This is a genomic window from Pseudomonas sp. LBUM1658 (assembly GCF_059716055.1).
The window spans coordinates 758,894-775,129 of sequence record NZ_CP166798.1 but is presented as its reverse complement, the minus strand read 5'-3'; the positions used below and the strand labels follow the sequence as shown (position 1 = coordinate 775,129).

Below are 16,236 nucleotides of genomic sequence, written 5' to 3'. Positions count from 1 at the left end.
ACTCCACCTACTGCAACCGGTTGCGCAAAGCGGCAACCACGCGGTAGGTCTGATTGCGTACGCGGTTGTTCGGATCAGTCAGAGTCAGAGTCAAGCGTACGCTGCGTATACGTGGCAGTTCGAGTTCGGACGGGGCGACGCTGTAGCGGGAAGCGGGGATATCGCTAGCCGAACTGGCGAGTCCAAAGGCTACGTCGAAAGCGCTGACGTTGTTCACCAACACTTGGCCAGCGTCCGCGGCTGTGCCGGTGTTCATCCATAATTGATTGTTGCGGAAGGTGTAGGTCAGTCGGCGAATCGGAAACGCCAACTGTCCGTTCGGAGCCTCACGGGTGCCGGTATAGGCAGTTGTAATGTTTTTACAGTCACTGATAACGGTCCAGGTGGGCTTTTCACCTTCGCGAACGTCCGTGGTGATCAGGGTCAGCTTGGAATTGTCCCAGCTAATGGGCCGTTTCTTATTGACTGTAAAGGCGCCGCCAGTGCTCAAATCGGTAATCGTCCCAAGGCAACCGAACATACCAACCATTCGGATTTCCTGGAGCATTTTACTCAGGACGAAACGCGCATCTTCCTGCATGTTGGCTGACGCGTTCTGGCTGAGGTAGGTATTTTTCGCCGAGATGAATACCTGCGCAACGCCCAGCACCACTATCAGGCCCAATGCCAATGCCACCATCAACTCGATCAGGCCAAAACCTCTGGTATGTCTGTTCATGGTGTCACCAGGGGGGCGACTGCAAGGCGGCTGGTCAGGACAAAGCTCCGTTGAGCACTGTCCTGATCCGGGTTAGCGTCACCGACAGCCCGTGAATCGTCCCAGTTGATGGTGATTGTGAACACCCGCTGGTTCTCCACGATGCTGCCGGTCGCCGTTGGACCGCCAAAGGCGACGATATTGGAGTTGAAGTCAAAGAGATCCTGAACACGGACGTCATCCAAGTTACCCGAGGCAGGAGGTGGTTTGGTGTAGTCGGTGCCGGAGGTGGAACTGTAACTAGCCCGAATTCGGTCCATCATGTCATAGGCGATAAAGCTGGCCTGGGTGGTCTTCAGCGAACTGTCGGTGTACTTCAGTGCATTGAGCTGAACCGCCGCTGCGCCCAGCAGCCCGACGCTGAGAATCAAAAGCGCAACCAATACTTCAATCAGTGTCATGCCGTCCTGTGCACGCCTGTCCAATCCCGTCATCCGCAGTTTCCGCCTAAAACAATCCGTCCATTGAGACACACATTGATCGTCCTTGTTTGCGCACCCAACACATAATTTATGGTCACGGCCGCAACAGATGCCGATAACCCGCCCAAATTGTTGAACGCAATGCTGGTGACATCTGAGGTTAGCGTCAACGTGGCGCCGCTGCTCATGGCAGGAATAACCCGCAATACATTCGGCGGAGGCTTGTTGCCATCGATGCCATCGTAAACCGACAGCTCGTCAGTCCAGGCGCCACCATCATCGCTCGGCTTGATCTGCGTGGTGGTACCCCGGACGATCGCCTCCAACCGCGTGGAATTGAGCCCACGCAGCAAGTCACCAACCTCGGTATCGGCTTTTGAGCTCTGTACCGACCGGGTAAAACTCGGAATGGCCATCGTCAACAGAATCACAGAAACCGCCAGCGTGACCATCAACTCAATCAGCGTAAAACCCTTTACGCGGTGTTGCATCCCACACTCCTCAACGGCCATCGTCTATAACTAGCGGTACAACCCAAAACATTCGACCACTGAATGTACGCTTGATTACCAGGGCCTGCGCAGGGATTGCGCGCTCACAGCATCTCCACGGAGGGAGACGTCATGTATCAGAAAGGTTTCAGCCTGATTGAACTGCTCATCGGCGTGGCAATTGCCGCGCTCCTGGTGCATTTGGTCAGCCCGTCATTCAAGGAACTGCTCGAGTCGGTTCGCCAAGAGAATGCCGCTCAGACGCTTGCCAGCGGCCTGCGCAACGCCCGCACCGAGGCCATCCTGCGTAACCAGGCCACCATCATCCATGCCGTGGATGACGACTGGAGCAAGGGCTGGAGAATTGTTCTGGACATCAGCGGCAAGGGTCACGAAGACAGCGACAACCCTATATTGCTGGAGCGCCAGGACAGCGGACGGCTGACGATTGTCGGGAATGGACCGGTGAAGACCCATGTTCGTTTCACTGGTCAGGGCGAAGCACTGCTGCCTGGCGGTGGCTTTCGCGCCGGAACCGTGCATGTCTGCGCCACGGACCAGAGCATCAGTCGCCATCAAGTAGTACTGGCCAAAACCGGTCGCATCAGCCTGCGCAGCGATAAAACCGAGCAGAAGCTGTGCGTGGGTGGCGAAGACTCAGAGCAGGGAACGAACTCGTAACTCTTTAGGCATGGAGAAGGTGATGTTTTCTTCGCGACCGGCCAGCTCATCGGCGCCGGTTGCACCCCAGGCCTGCAGCTGCTGAATCACCCCACGCACCAGCACTTCCGGTGCCGAGGCGCCAGCGGTGATGCCGATCCGCTCGACGCCATCGAACCAGCTGCGCTGCAGGTCTTCGGCACCATCGATCAGATAGGCCGGAGTGGCCATGCGCTCGGCCAACTCGCGCAGACGGTTGGAGTTGGAACTGTTCGGGCTGCCGACCACCAACACCACATCGCACTCGTCCGCCAGTTGCTTGACCGCGTCCTGGCGGTTTTGCGTGGCGTAGCAGATGTCGTCCTTGCGCGGACCGCCAATCGCCGGGAAACGACTGCGCAGCGCGTCGATGACCCGGCTGGTGTCGTCCATGGACAAGGTGGTCTGGGTCACGAACGCCAGTTTTTCCGGGTTGTTCACCTGTAACGCGGCGACGTCCTTTTCATCTTCGACCAGGTAGATCGCGCCGCCATTGCTGCCGTCGTACTGGCCCATGGTGCCTTCCACTTCCGGGTGACCGGCGTGGCCGATAAGGATGCATTCACGACCGTCACGGCTATAGCGCGCGACTTCGATGTGCACCTTGGTCACCAGCGGGCAGGTCGCATCGAAGACTTTCAGGCCACGGCCCGCCGCTTCGGTACGCACCGCTTGGGAAACACCGTGGGCGCTGAAGATCACGATGACGTCGTCCGGCACCTGGTCCAGCTCTTCGACGAAGATCGCTCCGCGAGCGCGCAGGTCTTCGACGACAAATTTGTTGTGGACCACTTCGTGGCGCACATAGATCGGCGGCCCGAAGACTTCCAGGGCGCGATTGACGATTTCGATCGCCCGGTCTACGCCGGCGCAGAAGCCACGGGGGTTGGCGAGTTTGATTTGCATACTGTGCCTCGTGGCTTTTGCGCAAAAAGTTGGATCATTGCAAGCCGTGTAGGAGCGAGCTTGCTCGCGAAGAACTCAAAGACACCGTGTTTATCCAGGAAAAACGCGTCTTCGTTAACGATCATCGCGAGCAAGCTCGCTCCTACAATGGGCCGGCTTCGTCAGTTACAGCGCTTTAACGTCGATGATCTCGACATCGAAGGTCAAGGTCTTACCGGCCAGCGGGTGGTTGAAGTCGATGGTCACTTGCTCGTCATCGAATTCCTTCACCACACCCGGCAGCTCGGTATTCGCCGCATCGTTGAAGATCACCAGCAGGCCTTCGGACAGTTCCATATCCTGGAACTGCGAACGCGGGATGATTTGCACGTTTTGCGGGTTGGGCTGGCCGAATGCGTTTTCCGGCTGGATCTCCAGCTGGCGCTTGTCGCCGGCCTTGAAACCGAACAGGGCCGCTTCGAAACCCGGCAGCAGGTTGCCGTCACCGACCTTGAAGGTCGCCGGCGCCTTGTCGAAGGTGCTGTCGACGGTGTCGCCGTTTGCCAGGTGCAATGCGAAATGCAAGGTGACTTCCGTGTTCTGGCCTATGCGTTGCACAGCCAATAACTGATCAGTCATGAACGGCTTCTCCGGTTTTTTTACTTTTGAACATATCCAGCGCCAGCATTACTGCGCCAACGCTGATGGCACTGTCGGCAAAGTTGAACGCCGGGAAATACCAGCGGTTCTGCCAATGCACCAAAATGAAATCGATCACATGGCCCAGGGCAATGCGGTCGTACAGGTTACCCAAGGCACCACCGAGTACCAGCGCCAGCGCGACCGCCAGCCAGGTTTCGTTGCGCCCCAGACGCTTGAGCCAGACCACCAGCACGGCACTGACCACGATCGCGATCAGGGCAAACAGCCAGCGCTGCCAGCCGGAGCTGTCAGCCAGGAAGCTGAACGCGGCGCCGGTGTTGTAGGCCAGGGTCCAGCTGAAGTAATCCGGAATCACCACGATTTGCTGGTACATCGCCAGCGAGCCTTCGAAGTAGAACTTGCTGGCCTGGTCAATGACCAGTACCAGCATGCTCAACCAGAGCCAGCTCAGCCGTCCGAAACGGCTAGCAGGGTTAGGCATAGTGACGAACCTCGCCGGCACCGCTGATGTTGTCGACACAACGACCGCAGATTTCCGGGTGTTCAGGGTTCACGCCAACGTCTTCACGGCAGTGCCAGCAACGGGCGCACTTGGCGAACGCGGACTTGACCACTTTAAGCTTGAGGCCAGCCACTTCGGTTTCCACCGCATCGGCCGGCGCTTGCACGAATGGTGCAACGCTGGCGGTCGAGGTGATCAGCACGAAGCGCAGTTCGTTGCTCAGCTTGGCCAGGTCGGCGCTCAGCGCTTCTTCGGCGAACAGCGTCACTTCGGCTTGCAGGTTGCCACCGACGGCCTTGGCCGCACGCTGGATTTCCATTTCCTTGTTGACCGCGACCTTCACCGCCATGATCCGCTCCCAGTAGGCGCGGTCCAGCTCGATGCCTTCCGGCAGCTCGCTGAGGCCTTCGTACCAGGTGTTGAGCATGACCGACTCGTTACGCTCGCCCGGCAGGTACTGCCACAGCTCGTCGGCGGTGAAGGCCAGGATCGGGGCGATCCAGCGCACCAGCGCTTCGGAGATGTGGAACAGCGCGGTCTGGCAGGAACGCCGGGCCTTGCTGTCGGTGCCAGTGGTGTACTGACGGTCCTTGATGATGTCCAGGTAGAAACCGCCCAGCTCCTGCACGCAGAAGTTGTGGATCTTGGAGTAGACGTTCCAGAAGCGGTATTCACCGTAGTGCTCTTGCAACTCGCGCTGCAGCAACAGGGTGCGGTCTACGGCCCAACGGTCCAGCGCGAGCATTTCTTCGGCCGGCAGGATGTCGGTGGCCGGGTTGAAACCGCTCAGGTTGGAAAGCAGGAAGCGCGCGGTGTTACGGATCCGCCGGTAGGCGTCCGCACTGCGTTGCAGGATTTGCTCGGAAACCGCGATCTCGCCCGAGTAGTCGGTCGACGCAACCCACAGACGCATGATGTCGGCGCCCAGGGTGTCATTGACCTTCTGCGGTGCGATCACGTTGCCCAGGGACTTGGACATCTTGCGACCGCTCTCGTCGACGGTGAAACCGTGGGTCAGCAACTCGCGGTACGGCGCGTGGTTGTCGATGGCGCAACCGGTCAGCAGCGACGAGTGGAACCAGCCGCGGTGCTGGTCGGAACCTTCCAGGTACAGGTCGGCACGCGGGCCGGTCTCGTGGCCGATGGAGTGCGAGCCGCGCAGCACGTGCCAGTGAGTGGTACCCGAGTCGAACCAGACGTCGAGGGTGTCGCTGATCTTGTCGTAGAGCGGCGCTTCTTCACCGAGCAACTCGGCGGAGTCCATCTTGAACCAGGCTTCGATGCCTTCGACTTCGACGCGTTTGGCAACCTCTTCCATCAGTTCGACGGTACGCGGGTGCAGCTCGCCGCTTTCCTTGTTCAGGAAGAACGGGATCGGCACGCCCCAGTTACGCTGACGGGAGATGCACCAGTCCGGGCGGTTGGCGATCATCGAATGCAGACGCGCCTGGCCCCAGGCCGGAACGAACGCGGTGTCTTCGATGGCCTTGATCGCACGCTTGCGCAGGGTCTCGCCGGTCGCAGGTTGTTTGTCCATGCCGACGAACCACTGCGCGGTAGCGCGGTAGATCAGCGGAGTCTTGTGACGCCAGCAGTGCATGTAGCTGTGGCTGATGGTTTCGGTGTGCAGCAGCGCACCGACTTCAGCGAGCTTGTCGACGATGGCCGGGTTGGCCTTCCAGATGAACTGGCCGCCAAAGAACTCCAGCGAAGTGGCATACACGCCGTTGCTTTGCACTGGCGTGAGGATGTCATCGTTGACCATGCCGTAACGCTTGCAGGTCACGAAGTCGTCTTCACCGTAAGCCGGTGCGGAGTGAACTACCCCGGTGCCGGCGCCCAGTTCGACGTAGTCGGCCAGGTAAACCGGCGACAGGCGATCGTAGAACGGATGACGGAAATTGATCAGCTCCAGCGCCGCGCCCGGAACGGTGGAAATGACCGAACCTTCCAGGTTGTAGCGAGCCAGGCAGGATTCGACCAGCTCTTCAGCCAGCACCAGCAGTTTGTCGCCGACATCGACCAGGGCGTAGTTGAATTCTGGGTGAACGTTCAGCGCCTGGTTGGCCGGGATGGTCCAGGGCGTAGTGGTCCAGATCACGATCGAGGCTGGTTTGCTCAGCGTAGCCAGGCCGAAAGCGGTCGCCAATTGGGCTTCGTCAACAATCGGGAAGGCCACGTCGATGGTCGAGGATTTCTTGTCCTGATATTCGACTTCGGCTTCAGCCAGTGCCGAGCCGCAATCGAAGCACCAGTTCACAGGCTTGAGGCCCTTGAACACGAAACCGCCCTTGACCATTTCCGCCAGGGCACGGATTTCGCCGGCCTCATTGGCAAAATCCATGGTTTTGTATGGATTGGCGAAGTCGCCCAGCACGCCGAGGCGGATGAATTCGGACTTCTGGCCTTCGATCTGCTCGGTGGCGTAGGCACGGCAGAGCTCGCGGGTTTCGTCGGCCGACAGGCCCTTGCCGTGAGTCACTTCGATTTTGTGTTCGATCGGCAGACCATGGCAGTCCCAGCCCGGAACATACGGCGCGTCGAAACCCGAAAGGGTTTTCGAGCGGATGATCATGTCCTTGAGAATCTTGTTCAGTGCATGACCGATGTGAATGGTGCCGTTGGCGTACGGAGGACCGTCGTGCAGAACGAACTTCGGACGATCCTTACCAATCTCACGCAACTTCTGGTACAGGCCAATGCTGTCCCAGCGCTGCAGAATCTGCGGTTCGCGCTGAGGCAGGCCGGCCTTCATTGGGAAGGCGGTGTCCGGAAGGTTTAGCGTGGCTTTATAGTCGGTCATTTATGGCTCTTAATTAGCGATTTGCGCTAGGTGCGGCATGGGCACGGGCGGCGGCGACATCCGCATTGATCGCCGTCTTCAGCGCCTCCAGAGAGGCGAAACGCTGCTCTTCGCGCAGCTTGTGGTGGAAAACCACCGTCACACGCCGGTCATACAGATCGCCGGCAAAATCTAGAATATGCACTTCCAGGTGGGCCTTGCCATCACCTTGGACCGTTGGCCGAACGCCGATATTGGCGACGCCTGGCCAGGTCTTGCCGTCGAGGTCGACACTCACCAGGTAAACCCCGGTCAGCGGCACGCGACGGCGCTTGAGTTGTATGTTGGCCGTCGGCGTACCCAATTGGCGCGCCAGCTTCTGGCCATGTAACACCCGCCCGGCAATGCGGAACGGACGACCGAGCAAGCGTTCGGCCAAAGCGAAATCGGCAGCGGCCAGGGCATTGCGGACCTGGGTGCTACTGACGCGAATACCGTCCAGCTCGACGGTCTGTGCCGCTTCGACGGTGAAACCCTGAAGGACTCCAGCCTGTTGCAGGAAATCGAAATCACCGATCCGGTCACAACCGAAACGGAAGTCGTCACCGACCTCCAGATGCTGCACTCCCAGGCCATCGACCAGGATGGTATCGACGAATTCAGCGGCGCTGAGCTTGCTCAAGCGCTGGTTGAAGGCCAGGCACAAGACCCGGTCAACACCCTCTTGCGCCAGCAACTGCAGCTTGTCACGCAAGCGTGCCAGGCGGGCTGGAGCCGTATCCGGGGCGAAGAATTCCCGCGGCTGCGGCTCGAAAATCACCACGCAGCTGGGCACGCCCAACTCGAGCGCACGCTCACGCAGCCGGGCCAGGATCGCCTGGTGACCACGGTGAACACCGTCAAAGTTGCCAATAGTGGCGACACAGCCCCGATGCTGGGGGCGCAGATTGTGGAGGCCTCGAACCAGCTGCATAACGCGCTTCTTGCTCATAAAGTGGTCGATTATAACCACACCCGGCGCCTGACGACAGGCAACACCGTAACCCAAAGTGATCGAACCGACAAAACCGACGCCTTACCCACGATTATCTTCGATCCGTCGTCAGTTCAGCGCCTTGCGATTGAAATCTTTCAAACGGAAGCCCATCAGCGCCAGCATACCGAAATACGCCACGACGCCAGCTGCGACCAAAGCCCCCAGACGCAGGAAACGCTCAAGCATGTGGCCCTCGCCCCATGCTGGCATCAGGTACATCAAGCCCAGCAATACCGCGGACATCACCGCCACCGCGACCAGCAGCTTCAGGCTGAATTTACCCCAGCCCGGCTGCGGCTGATACATCTGCTGCTTGCGCAGCTGATAGAACAACAGGCTCGCGTTGATGCAGGCACCAATACTGATGGCCAGGGCCAGACCCGCGTGTTGCAGGGGACCGATCAACACCAGGTTGAACAGTTGCGTGACGACCAGGGTAAAAATCGCGATTTTCACCGGAGTACGGATGTTCTGCTGCGCATAAAAGCCCGGAGCCAGCACCTTGATCACGATAATCCCGAGCAAACCCACCGAATAAGCGATCAATGCCCGTTGCGTCATGGTCGCATCAAAGGCGCTGAATTGGCCGTACTGGAACAGCGAAACGGTCAGGGGCTCGGCCAGTATCCCCAGCGCCAGCGAGCACGGCAGCACCAGCATGAAGCACAGGCGCAGGCCCCAGTCGAGAATTCGCGAGTACTCCTGGCGATCCTTGCTCGCGTAGCTGCGGGCCAGCGTTGGCAGCAAAATCGTCCCCAACGCTACGCCGAGCACGCCGGAGGGCAGCTCCATCAGTCGGTCGGCGTAATACATCCAGGACACCGAGCCCGCCACCAGAAACGAGGCGAAGATGGTGTTGATAATCAGCGAAATCTGGCTGACCGATACCCCGAGAATCGCCGGTAGCATCTGCTTCATCACCCGCCAGACCCCGCTATCGCGCAGATTCAGGCGTGGCAGCACGAGCATGCCGATCTTTTTCAGGTGCGGCAGCTGGTAGAGCAATTGCGCCAACCCTCCGGCCAGCACAGCCCAGCCCAGGGCCATGACTGGCGGATCGAAGTAAGGGGTCAGAAATAGCGCAAAGATGATCATGCTGACGTTGAGCAGGGTCGGCACGAAGGCCGGGACGGAGAAACGGTTCCAGGTATTGAGGATCGCTCCCGCCAGTGAAGACAGGGAGATCAGTAATATATAAGGGAAGGTTACTCGCAACAGATCGGTAGTCAGCGCGAATTTTTCCGGCGTATCGGCAAACCCCGGCGCGGTCGCCCAGATCACCCAGGGCGCGGCCAGTATCCCGGCGATGGTCACCAGCGCCAGGACCAGCGTCAGCAACCCCGAGACATAGGCAATAAAGGTTCGCGTCGCCTCTTCGCCCTGCTGGCTTTTGTATTCCGCCAGAATCGGTACGAAAGCCTGGGAAAAAGCCCCCTCGGCGAAGATCCGCCGCAGCAGATTGGGCAATTTAAACGCAATAAAGAACGCATCCGTGGCCATCCCGGCACCAAATGTGCGCGCGATAATGGTGTCACGTACAAACCCCAGAATCCGGGAAAGCATCGTGATAGAGCTGACGGCGGCCAACGACTTGAGCAGATTCATTGAAAGAGTTTTAGCCTGTAGATAAAGAGCAGGCGAACTAAGCGCCCACATATGCGATACTCCGCGCCGCAGCAGCACAGAGCCAAAGTTCGCGAGTTTACAGGTCAAGCGCCGGAAATAAATATCCCGCCACTTCAGATCGACCACTTAGCGGAACGCATCATCCGCCCTTGACAAGACTTCATCTCATCGGCATGATTCGCGGCCTATTTTGTTTGCTATTTCCCAAAAAGTCTTTCGAGGAGCTCGACGGTGGCCAACACACCTTCCGCCAAAAAACGTGCAAAACAGGCTGAGAAGCGTCGCAGCCACAACGCCAGCCTGCGTTCCATGGTTCGTACCTACATCAAGAATGTAGTTAAAGCCATCGACGCAAAAGACGCTGAAAAAGCACAAGCTGCTTACGTTCTGGCCGTGCCAGTTATCGACCGTATGGCCGATAAAGGCATCATCCACAAGAACAAAGCTGCTCGCCATAAAGGCCGTTTGAATGGCCACATCAAGGCTCTGAGCCTTGCTGTAGCAGCCTAAGCGACACGCTTTGTTAAAAAACCGGCCCTAGGGTCGGTTTTTTATTGCCTGCGATTCAGCAAACACACCGCAAAAAAGTGGGAGCGGGCTTGCTCGCGATAGCTGCATAACAGTCGACATAGATGTTGAATGTTAGTCAGTCTTCGCGAGCAAGCTCGCTCCCACACTTGATCTTCGCTAGATTACTGGGCGTGCGCCCAAGGTAGAATCGGGATCGCGGTCACCGCATTCTGCGGGCTACCTTCGATCAAGCGATCGCTGTAGACCAGATAAACCAGGGTATTACGCTTCTTGTCGAGGAAGCGCACCACCTGCATGGTCTTGAACACCAGCGAAGTACGCTCCTTGAACACCTCGTCGCCATCCTTGAGCTCACCCTTGAAGCTGATCGGACCGACCTGACGACAAGCGAGGGACGCCTCTGCGCGATCCTCAGCCAATCCCAGACCACCCTTCACACCGCCAGTCTTGGCCCGAGACAGATAGCAGGTCACGCCCTCGACCTTTGGATCATCAAACGCCTCGACGACGATGCGGTCATTCGGGCCGACGAATTTGAACACCGTAGACACCTGGCCAATCTCCTCGGCCGAGGCCAGCAGTGGCAGCGCCAACAGCAGACCCAACAATCCTTTTGCTACACGCATTCAACTTTCCTCAAACCAGAATCAGGTTATCGCGATGAACCAGCTCTGGCTCCGCCATGTAACCCAGCAGACCGACAATCGCCTCTGACGACTGACCGATAATCTTTTGCGCCTCTAAGGCACTGTAGTTCGCCAGGCCACGGGCGATTTCACGCCCATCCGGAGCCACACAGACCACCATTTCGCCACGACGGAAACTACCCTGAACCAATTTGACGCCTACCGGCAGCAAACTTTTGTTGCCCTGAGACAACGCGGACACCGCACCAGCATCCAGCACCAGGGTCCCGCGAGTCTGCAAATGCCCGGCCAGCCACTGCTTGCGCGCCGCCAGCATGCCGCGCTCGGGCGACAACAAGGTACCAATGCGCTCGCCAGCCTTCAGCCGGTCCAGCACCCGCTCCAGGCGCCCGCCCACGATGATCGTGTGCGCACCGGAACGCGCCGCCAGCCGTGCGGCACGCAGCTTGGTCTGCATGCCGCCACGACCGAGCGCACCACCGGTGCCGCCAGCCACGGCATCCAGCGCCGGATCATCGGCGCGAGCTTCGTAAATCAGGCTGGCATTCGGGTTGTTGCGCGGATCAGCGTCGAACATGCCATCGCGATCAGTGAGGATGACCAGCAAATCGGCCTCGACCAGGTTCGCCACCAATGCCGCCAGCGTGTCGTTATCGCCGAAACGGATTTCGTCGGTGACCACGGTGTCGTTTTCATTGATCACCGGGATGACCTTGAGCTCGACCAGCGCGCGCAAGGTGCTGCGGGCATTGAGGTAGCGCTTGCGATCGGACAGGTCGTCATGGGTCAGGAGGATTTGCGCCGTGTGCCGGCCATGTTCGGCAAAACTCGACTCCCAGGCTTGCACCAGGCCCATCTGACCAATCGCCGCAGCGGCCTGCAACTCGTGCATGGCACTCGGTCGTGTAGTCCAGCCCAGGCGGCTCATGCCCGCCGCGACCGCACCAGAGGAAACCAGCACCAACTCGACGCCCGCCTCATGCAGGGCCACCATCTGCTCGACCCAGACACCCATTGCCGCGCGATCCAGACCCTTGCCGTCCGCCGTCAGCAAAGCGCTGCCAATCTTCACGACCCAGCGCCGCGCACCTGCCACCTTGCTCCGCATTTTATTCAACCTATGCCGGCGAGTGGCGCGACCCAGCGCCACCCATGAGATTATTCGTATTCTTGCGTTTTGCAGATACCAAAACGCCGCTCGATGAGCGGCGCCTTGGAAACTGGCGTGCGGACGATGATAACACCGCGCCCGGCCAGATTGATTGCTTCGCGAAGGAGCTTCAGTACGCGCCAGCGATCTTCAATACCCTAAAAGATCGCAGCCTGCGGCAGCTCCTACACAATGAATCAGTCGCGGACGTAAATGATTTCCGGACCATCTTCATCATCCACATCTTCTTCGTCCCAATCATCGTCGCCGATGTCATGGACCGACTTGACGCCGCTGCGACGCAACGCACGCTGGTCGTCCAGGGCTTGCAGCTGGGCACGAGCCTCGTCTTCGATACGCTGATCGAGATCCGCCAACTCTTCCTTGTAGGCCGGATCGTTAGCCAGGCGATCGGCACGATCTTCCATATAACGCATGATGTCGTGACACAGACGCTCAGTGCCTTGCTTGGCGATGGCCGAGATCACGTAGACCGGACCAGTCCACTCCAGGCGATCAACGATTTCCTTGACCCGAGCGTCGTGCTCTTCCTCAAGGATCTGGTCGCACTTGTTCAGCACCAGCCAACGATCACGCTCCGCCAGGGACGGGCTGAACTTGGTCAGTTCGCTGACGATCACTTCGGCAGCGTCTGGGGCACTGGCATCATCCAGTGGCGCCATGTCAACGAGATGCAGCAGCAGACGGGTACGGGACAAGTGCTTGAGGAAACGAATCCCCAGGCCCGCGCCATCGGAAGCGCCTTCGATCAGGCCCGGAATGTCGGCGACCACGAAGCTTTTCCAGCGATCGACGCTGACCACGCCCAGGTTTGGCACCAGGGTGGTGAACGGATAATCGGCAACCTTTGGCTTGGCTGCCGAGACCGAACGGATAAAGGTACTTTTGCCGGCGTTCGGCAAGCCCAGCAGACCGACGTCGGCCAACACCTTCATTTCCAGCTTGAGATCACGCGCCTCACCCGGCTTTCCCGGAGTGGTCTGGCGCGGCGCACGGTTGGTACTGGATTTGAAACGAGTGTTGCCCAGACCATGCCAGCCGCCATGAGCCACCAGCAGACGCTGGCCAGCCTTGGTCAGATCGCCAATGATTTCCTGGGTCGCAGAGTCAATGACGGTGGTGCCGACCGGAACCCGCAATACCAGCTCTTCACCTTTTTTTCCGGTGCAGTCGGTGCTGCCGCCGTTGGCGCCGCGCTCGGCATCGAAGTGCCGGGTGTAGCGATAGTCCACCAGGGTGTTGAGGTTTTCGTCGGCGATCATGTAGACCGAGCCGCCATCACCGCCATCACCACCGTTCGGGCCACCGTTTTCGATGAATTTTTCCCGACGGAAACTCATGCAGCCATTGCCGCCGTCACCAGCCTTTACTCGAATCGAAACTTCATCAACAAACTTCATTACAAAACGCCTCTCGCCGCATGGGCGAGCCGAAAAACACTAAGACATAAGACTCTTGCAAAAATGAGCGCAGCGACCTCAATCAACGACCGCAAAATCCAGCGCTGGCAGCCCATACAAACAGCTTTGCAAGAGACTCACCCCACAAACGAAAAAGCCCCGTCGCAAGACAGGGCTTCTCCAGCATTACGCAATTACGCCGCGACGACTTCAGTCTTCGGGACGATGCTTACGTAACGGCGACCGAAGGCGCCTTTAACCTGGAACTTGATCACGCCTTCGATTTTAGCGAAAAGGGTGTGATCCTTGCCCATGCCAACACCGTAACCGGCGTGGAATTGGGTGCCGCGCTGACGCACGATGATGTTGCCCGGAATGATAACCTGGCCGCCATACATCTTCACGCCAAGGCGTTTGGCTTCTGAGTCGCGACCGTTACGGGTACTACCACCAGCTTTTTTGTGTGCCATGAGTTCAATTCTCCTAGTGAGGAATTAGGCTGAAATTAAGCCTGAATACCGGTGATTTTGATCTCGGTGTACCACTGGCGGTGGCCCATACGCTTCATGTGGTGCTTACGGCGACGGAACTTGATGATGCGGATTTTATCGTGACGACCTTGGGAAATCACTTCAGCAACAACGGTAGCGCCAGGAACAACTGGAGCACCGATATTCACGTCGTCGCCATTGGCAACCAACAGAACGCGATCAAAAGTAACGGATTCGCCGGTAGCGATTTCCAGTTTTTCGATCTTCAGGTATTCACCTGGGGCGACCTTGTATTGCTTGCCACCAGTAACGATTACTGCATAAGACATGGTATTTCTCCGATAATCCTGCTCACCCAGCTCTTTATAAGAAGAGGTATTGGCTGGCATGGCTGCATGGGGCTGGAACGGCCCATATGCAATTGCGTAAGGCAGGTGCTGCCCAGGAAGTTCAGGGTGCGCGATTGTACGCAAGCTGCATTGACGATGCAAGTGCCTGAGCATAGCGCCTTGACACCTGCTGACGCGGGTCCTAGCATGCCGCGCAACCCTTCTGGAGCACCTGTCACTGATGCAACCCCAAGCTTTCTACCGCGCGGTGGCGGACGATTTCAACGCCGTCGACGGCATCATCAAGAAGCAGCTGACTTCCCGAGTGCCGCTGGTATCTAAAATCGGCGACTACATCACCTCGGCCGGGGGCAAACGCCTGCGTCCGTTATTAGTGTTGCTGTGTGGCAAGGCCCTGGGTCGCGAAGGCGATGACATGCGCCTGCTCGCCGCGACCATCGAGTTCCTGCACACCGCCACCCTGCTGCATGACGACGTGGTCGACATGTCCGGCATGCGCCGTGGCCGTTCGACCGCCAATGCCATGTGGGGCAACGCTCCCAGCGTGCTGGTCGGCGACTTCCTGTACTCGCGCTCCTTCGAGATGATGGTCGAACTGGGCTCGATGCCCGTGATGAAGATCCTCTCGCAAGCCACACGAATCATCGCCGAAGGCGAAGTGTTGCAGCTGTCCAAGGTTCGTGACGCCAGCACCACGGAAGAAACCTACATGGAAGTCATTCGCGGCAAGACCGCGATGCTTTTCGAGGCTTCGACCCACAGCGCCGCGGCCCTGGCCGGTGCCAGCCCGGAACAGAGTGAAGCCCTGCGCACCTTTGGCGATCACCTGGGTGTAGCCTTCCAGCTGGTTGATGATTTGCTGGATTACCGTGGCGACGCAGAAACCCTGGGCAAGAACGTCGGTGACGATCTGGCCGAAGGCAAACCGACCCTGCCATTGATCTATACCATGCGCGAAGGGACCCCGGAGCAAGCGGCACTGGTGCGCCAGGCGATCCAGAAAGGCGGCATCGAAGACCTGGAGCGCATCCGCGCCGCCGTGGAAGCCTCAGGGGCTCTGGATTACACCGCCCAACTGGCCCGCGATTACGTGGCCCGCGCGATCGCTTGCCTCGACACCTTGCCCCCCAGCGAATACCGCGATGCGCTGGTGGAGTTGAGTGAGTTTGCGGTCGCTCGCACGCACTAACAACGAAATCCCCTGTGGGAGCGGGCTTGCTCGCGATGGCATCACCTCGGTTTCAAAGTTATACCGAGTTAGCCGCATCGCGAGCAAGCCCGCTCCCACAGGTTATCCGCCGCACCACCTTCCTGTGACAAAACCCTATACAATGCGTGCCTTTTAGCCATCCTGAATCCAAGGAGCCTTAGTGAGCACGTTGCCACCCTGCCCAAAATGCAATTCCGAATACACCTACGAAGACGGTGCTCAGCTGATCTGCCCGGAATGCGCCCACGAGTGGTCCGCCAGCGGCGAAGCCGAGATTGTGGCCGATGATTCAGTGAAGAAAGACTCGGTCGGTAACGTCCTGCAAGATGGCGACACCATCACCGTGATCAAGGACCTCAAGGTCAAGGGCACCTCGCTGGTGGTCAAAGTCGGCACCAAGGTCAAGAACATCCGTCTGTGCGATGGCGACCACGACATCGACTGCAAGATCGACGGCATTGGCCCGATGAAGCTCAAATCCGAGTTCGTCAGAAAGGTCGTCTGAACCTGCTGCTCCATCCCGTGCCCTGTGCGGGATGGCGCTTGCCCCAGTAATGCCCGCGCACCAATAGC

18 protein-coding genes are annotated in these 16,236 nt (G+C 58.7%); 4 read left to right on the top strand and 14 right to left on the bottom strand.

What is annotated here, in order from left to right; translation table 11 throughout:
- Nucleotides 1–7: 7 nt before the first annotated feature.
- From ACA064_RS03525 to ACA064_RS03515, 3 genes are read right to left on the bottom strand one after another with little or no spacing between them, the layout of a single operon-like run.
- A complete protein-coding gene (locus ACA064_RS03525) occupies nucleotides 8–718 on the bottom strand; it encodes a PilW family protein (protein WP_497672149.1) in 711 nt (236 codons plus the stop codon).
- The gene (gene pilV, locus ACA064_RS03520; RefSeq protein WP_497672148.1) at nucleotides 715–1,191 is read right to left on the bottom strand and encodes a type IV pilus modification protein PilV; all 477 of its coding nucleotides are present in this window, start codon (nucleotides 1,189–1,191) and stop codon (nucleotides 715–717) included. Before pilV ends, ACA064_RS03525 begins: the two co-directional genes overlap by 4 nt.
- Nucleotides 1,188–1,670 carry a GspH/FimT family pseudopilin gene (locus ACA064_RS03515; RefSeq protein WP_497672147.1) on the bottom strand — a complete coding sequence of 161 codons (483 nt, stop codon included), beginning with the start codon at nucleotides 1,668–1,670 and terminating at the stop codon, nucleotides 1,188–1,190. Before ACA064_RS03515 ends, pilV begins: the two co-directional genes overlap by 4 nt.
- A 132-nt stretch (nucleotides 1,671–1,802) precedes the next feature.
- Between ACA064_RS03515 and ACA064_RS03510 the strand changes: the two genes are divergently transcribed.
- Complete coding sequence (locus ACA064_RS03510; protein WP_497672146.1) at nucleotides 1,803–2,351, top strand: GspH/FimT family pseudopilin; 549 nt, start codon at nucleotides 1,803–1,805, stop codon at nucleotides 2,349–2,351.
- Here the strand turns inward: ACA064_RS03510 and ispH are convergent.
- From ispH to murJ, 6 genes are all read right to left on the bottom strand, one after another.
- Nucleotides 2,328–3,275: a 4-hydroxy-3-methylbut-2-enyl diphosphate reductase gene (gene ispH, locus ACA064_RS03505; RefSeq protein WP_497672145.1), complete on the bottom strand. Its 948-nt coding sequence runs from the start codon at nucleotides 3,273–3,275 to the stop codon at nucleotides 2,328–2,330. The two genes, ACA064_RS03510 and ispH, sit on opposite strands and share 24 nt — an antisense overlap.
- Before the next feature lie 165 nt (nucleotides 3,276–3,440).
- Nucleotides 3,441–3,893, bottom strand: coding sequence for an FKBP-type peptidyl-prolyl cis-trans isomerase (gene fkpB, locus ACA064_RS03500; protein ID WP_497672144.1), 453 nt, complete (start codon nucleotides 3,891–3,893; stop codon nucleotides 3,441–3,443).
- Nucleotides 3,886–4,398 (bottom strand): signal peptidase II, encoded by a 513-nt coding sequence (gene lspA / locus ACA064_RS03495; RefSeq protein ID WP_497672143.1) that lies wholly within the window; start codon nucleotides 4,396–4,398, stop codon nucleotides 3,886–3,888. Before lspA ends, fkpB begins: the two co-directional genes overlap by 8 nt.
- Nucleotides 4,391–7,222, bottom strand: coding sequence for an isoleucine--tRNA ligase (gene ileS, locus ACA064_RS03490; RefSeq protein ID WP_497672142.1), 2,832 nt, complete (start codon nucleotides 7,220–7,222; stop codon nucleotides 4,391–4,393). The genes lspA and ileS overlap by 8 nt, the downstream gene beginning before the upstream one ends.
- Nucleotides 7,223–7,235: 13 nt before the next feature.
- On the bottom strand, nucleotides 7,236–8,174 hold the full coding sequence (ribF, locus tag ACA064_RS03485; protein WP_497672141.1) for a bifunctional riboflavin kinase/FAD synthetase: 939 nt from the start codon (nucleotides 8,172–8,174) through the stop codon (nucleotides 7,236–7,238).
- 129 nt (nucleotides 8,175–8,303) lie between these two features.
- Nucleotides 8,304–9,842, bottom strand: coding sequence for a murein biosynthesis integral membrane protein MurJ (murJ, locus tag ACA064_RS03480; RefSeq protein WP_497672140.1), 1,539 nt, complete (start codon nucleotides 9,840–9,842; stop codon nucleotides 8,304–8,306).
- A gap of 252 nt (nucleotides 9,843–10,094) precedes the next feature.
- Here murJ and rpsT point away from each other — a divergent pair, with 252 nt between their 5' ends.
- Complete coding sequence (gene rpsT / locus ACA064_RS03475; protein WP_150641118.1) at nucleotides 10,095–10,373, top strand: 30S ribosomal protein S20; 279 nt, start codon at nucleotides 10,095–10,097, stop codon at nucleotides 10,371–10,373.
- A gap of 182 nt (nucleotides 10,374–10,555) precedes the next feature.
- Here rpsT and ACA064_RS03470 read toward each other — a convergent pair whose 3' ends face one another.
- From ACA064_RS03470 to rplU, 5 genes are all read right to left on the bottom strand, one after another.
- Complete coding sequence (locus ACA064_RS03470; RefSeq protein ID WP_497672139.1) at nucleotides 10,556–11,020, bottom strand: CreA family protein; 465 nt, start codon at nucleotides 11,018–11,020, stop codon at nucleotides 10,556–10,558.
- 10 nt (nucleotides 11,021–11,030) lie between these two features.
- Entirely contained in the window at nucleotides 11,031–12,149 is a 1,119-nt protein-coding gene (proB, locus tag ACA064_RS03465; RefSeq protein ID WP_497672138.1) for a glutamate 5-kinase, read from the bottom strand.
- Between the two features lie 239 nt (nucleotides 12,150–12,388).
- Nucleotides 12,389–13,612 (bottom strand): Obg family GTPase CgtA, encoded by a 1,224-nt coding sequence (gene cgtA, locus ACA064_RS03460; RefSeq protein WP_150641121.1) that lies wholly within the window; start codon nucleotides 13,610–13,612, stop codon nucleotides 12,389–12,391.
- A 194-nt stretch (nucleotides 13,613–13,806) separates the two neighbouring features.
- Entirely contained in the window at nucleotides 13,807–14,082 is a 276-nt protein-coding gene (gene rpmA / locus ACA064_RS03455) for a 50S ribosomal protein L27 (RefSeq protein ID WP_150641122.1), read from the bottom strand.
- A 35-nt stretch (nucleotides 14,083–14,117) separates the two neighbouring features.
- Complete coding sequence (gene rplU, locus ACA064_RS03450) at nucleotides 14,118–14,432, bottom strand: 50S ribosomal protein L21 (protein ID WP_003443915.1); 315 nt, start codon at nucleotides 14,430–14,432, stop codon at nucleotides 14,118–14,120.
- A gap of 241 nt (nucleotides 14,433–14,673) precedes the next feature.
- On the opposite strand from rplU, the gene ACA064_RS03445 reads away from it, so the two are divergent.
- Together ACA064_RS03445 and ACA064_RS03440 are read left to right on the top strand one after the other, a co-directional pair.
- Nucleotides 14,674–15,642 carry a polyprenyl synthetase family protein gene (locus tag ACA064_RS03445; protein ID WP_497672137.1) on the top strand — a complete coding sequence of 323 codons (969 nt, stop codon included), beginning with the start codon at nucleotides 14,674–14,676 and terminating at the stop codon, nucleotides 15,640–15,642.
- Nucleotides 15,643–15,823: 181 nt separating this feature from the next.
- Nucleotides 15,824–16,168, top strand: coding sequence for a zinc ribbon domain-containing protein YjdM (locus tag ACA064_RS03440; protein ID WP_497672136.1), 345 nt, complete (start codon nucleotides 15,824–15,826; stop codon nucleotides 16,166–16,168).
- Nucleotides 16,169–16,236 lie beyond the last annotated feature (68 nt).

Coding starts and splice junctions, on each gene's coding strand:
- ACA064_RS03525 (WP_497672149.1), bottom strand. CDS start 718: ATGAACAGACATACCAGAGGTTTTGGCCTGATCGAGTTGATGGTGGCA.
- pilV (WP_497672148.1), bottom strand. CDS start 1,191: ATGACGGGATTGGACAGGCGTGCACAGGACGGCATGACACTGATTGAA.
- ACA064_RS03515 (WP_497672147.1), bottom strand. CDS start 1,670: ATGCAACACCGCGTAAAGGGTTTTACGCTGATTGAGTTGATGGTCACG.
- ACA064_RS03510 (WP_497672146.1), top strand. CDS start 1,803: ATGTATCAGAAAGGTTTCAGCCTGATTGAACTGCTCATCGGCGTGGCA.
- ispH (WP_497672145.1), bottom strand. CDS start 3,275: ATGCAAATCAAACTCGCCAACCCCCGTGGCTTCTGCGCCGGCGTAGAC.
- fkpB (WP_497672144.1), bottom strand. CDS start 3,893: ATGACTGATCAGTTATTGGCTGTGCAACGCATAGGCCAGAACACGGAA.
- lspA (WP_497672143.1), bottom strand. CDS start 4,398: ATGCCTAACCCTGCTAGCCGTTTCGGACGGCTGAGCTGGCTCTGGTTG.
- ileS (WP_497672142.1), bottom strand. CDS start 7,222: ATGACCGACTATAAAGCCACGCTAAACCTTCCGGACACCGCCTTCCCA.
- ribF (WP_497672141.1), bottom strand. CDS start 8,174: ATGCAGCTGGTTCGAGGCCTCCACAATCTGCGCCCCCAGCATCGGGGC.
- murJ (WP_497672140.1), bottom strand. CDS start 9,842: ATGAATCTGCTCAAGTCGTTGGCCGCCGTCAGCTCTATCACGATGCTT.
- ACA064_RS03470 (WP_497672139.1), bottom strand. CDS start 11,020: ATGCGTGTAGCAAAAGGATTGTTGGGTCTGCTGTTGGCGCTGCCACTG.
- proB (WP_497672138.1), bottom strand. CDS start 12,149: ATGCGGAGCAAGGTGGCAGGTGCGCGGCGCTGGGTCGTGAAGATTGGC.
- cgtA (WP_150641121.1), bottom strand. CDS start 13,612: ATGAAGTTTGTTGATGAAGTTTCGATTCGAGTAAAGGCTGGTGACGGC.
- rpmA (WP_150641122.1), bottom strand. CDS start 14,082: ATGGCACACAAAAAAGCTGGTGGTAGTACCCGTAACGGTCGCGACTCA.
- rplU (WP_003443915.1), bottom strand. CDS start 14,432: ATGTCTTATGCAGTAATCGTTACTGGTGGCAAGCAATACAAGGTCGCC.
- ACA064_RS03445 (WP_497672137.1), top strand. CDS start 14,674: ATGCAACCCCAAGCTTTCTACCGCGCGGTGGCGGACGATTTCAACGCC.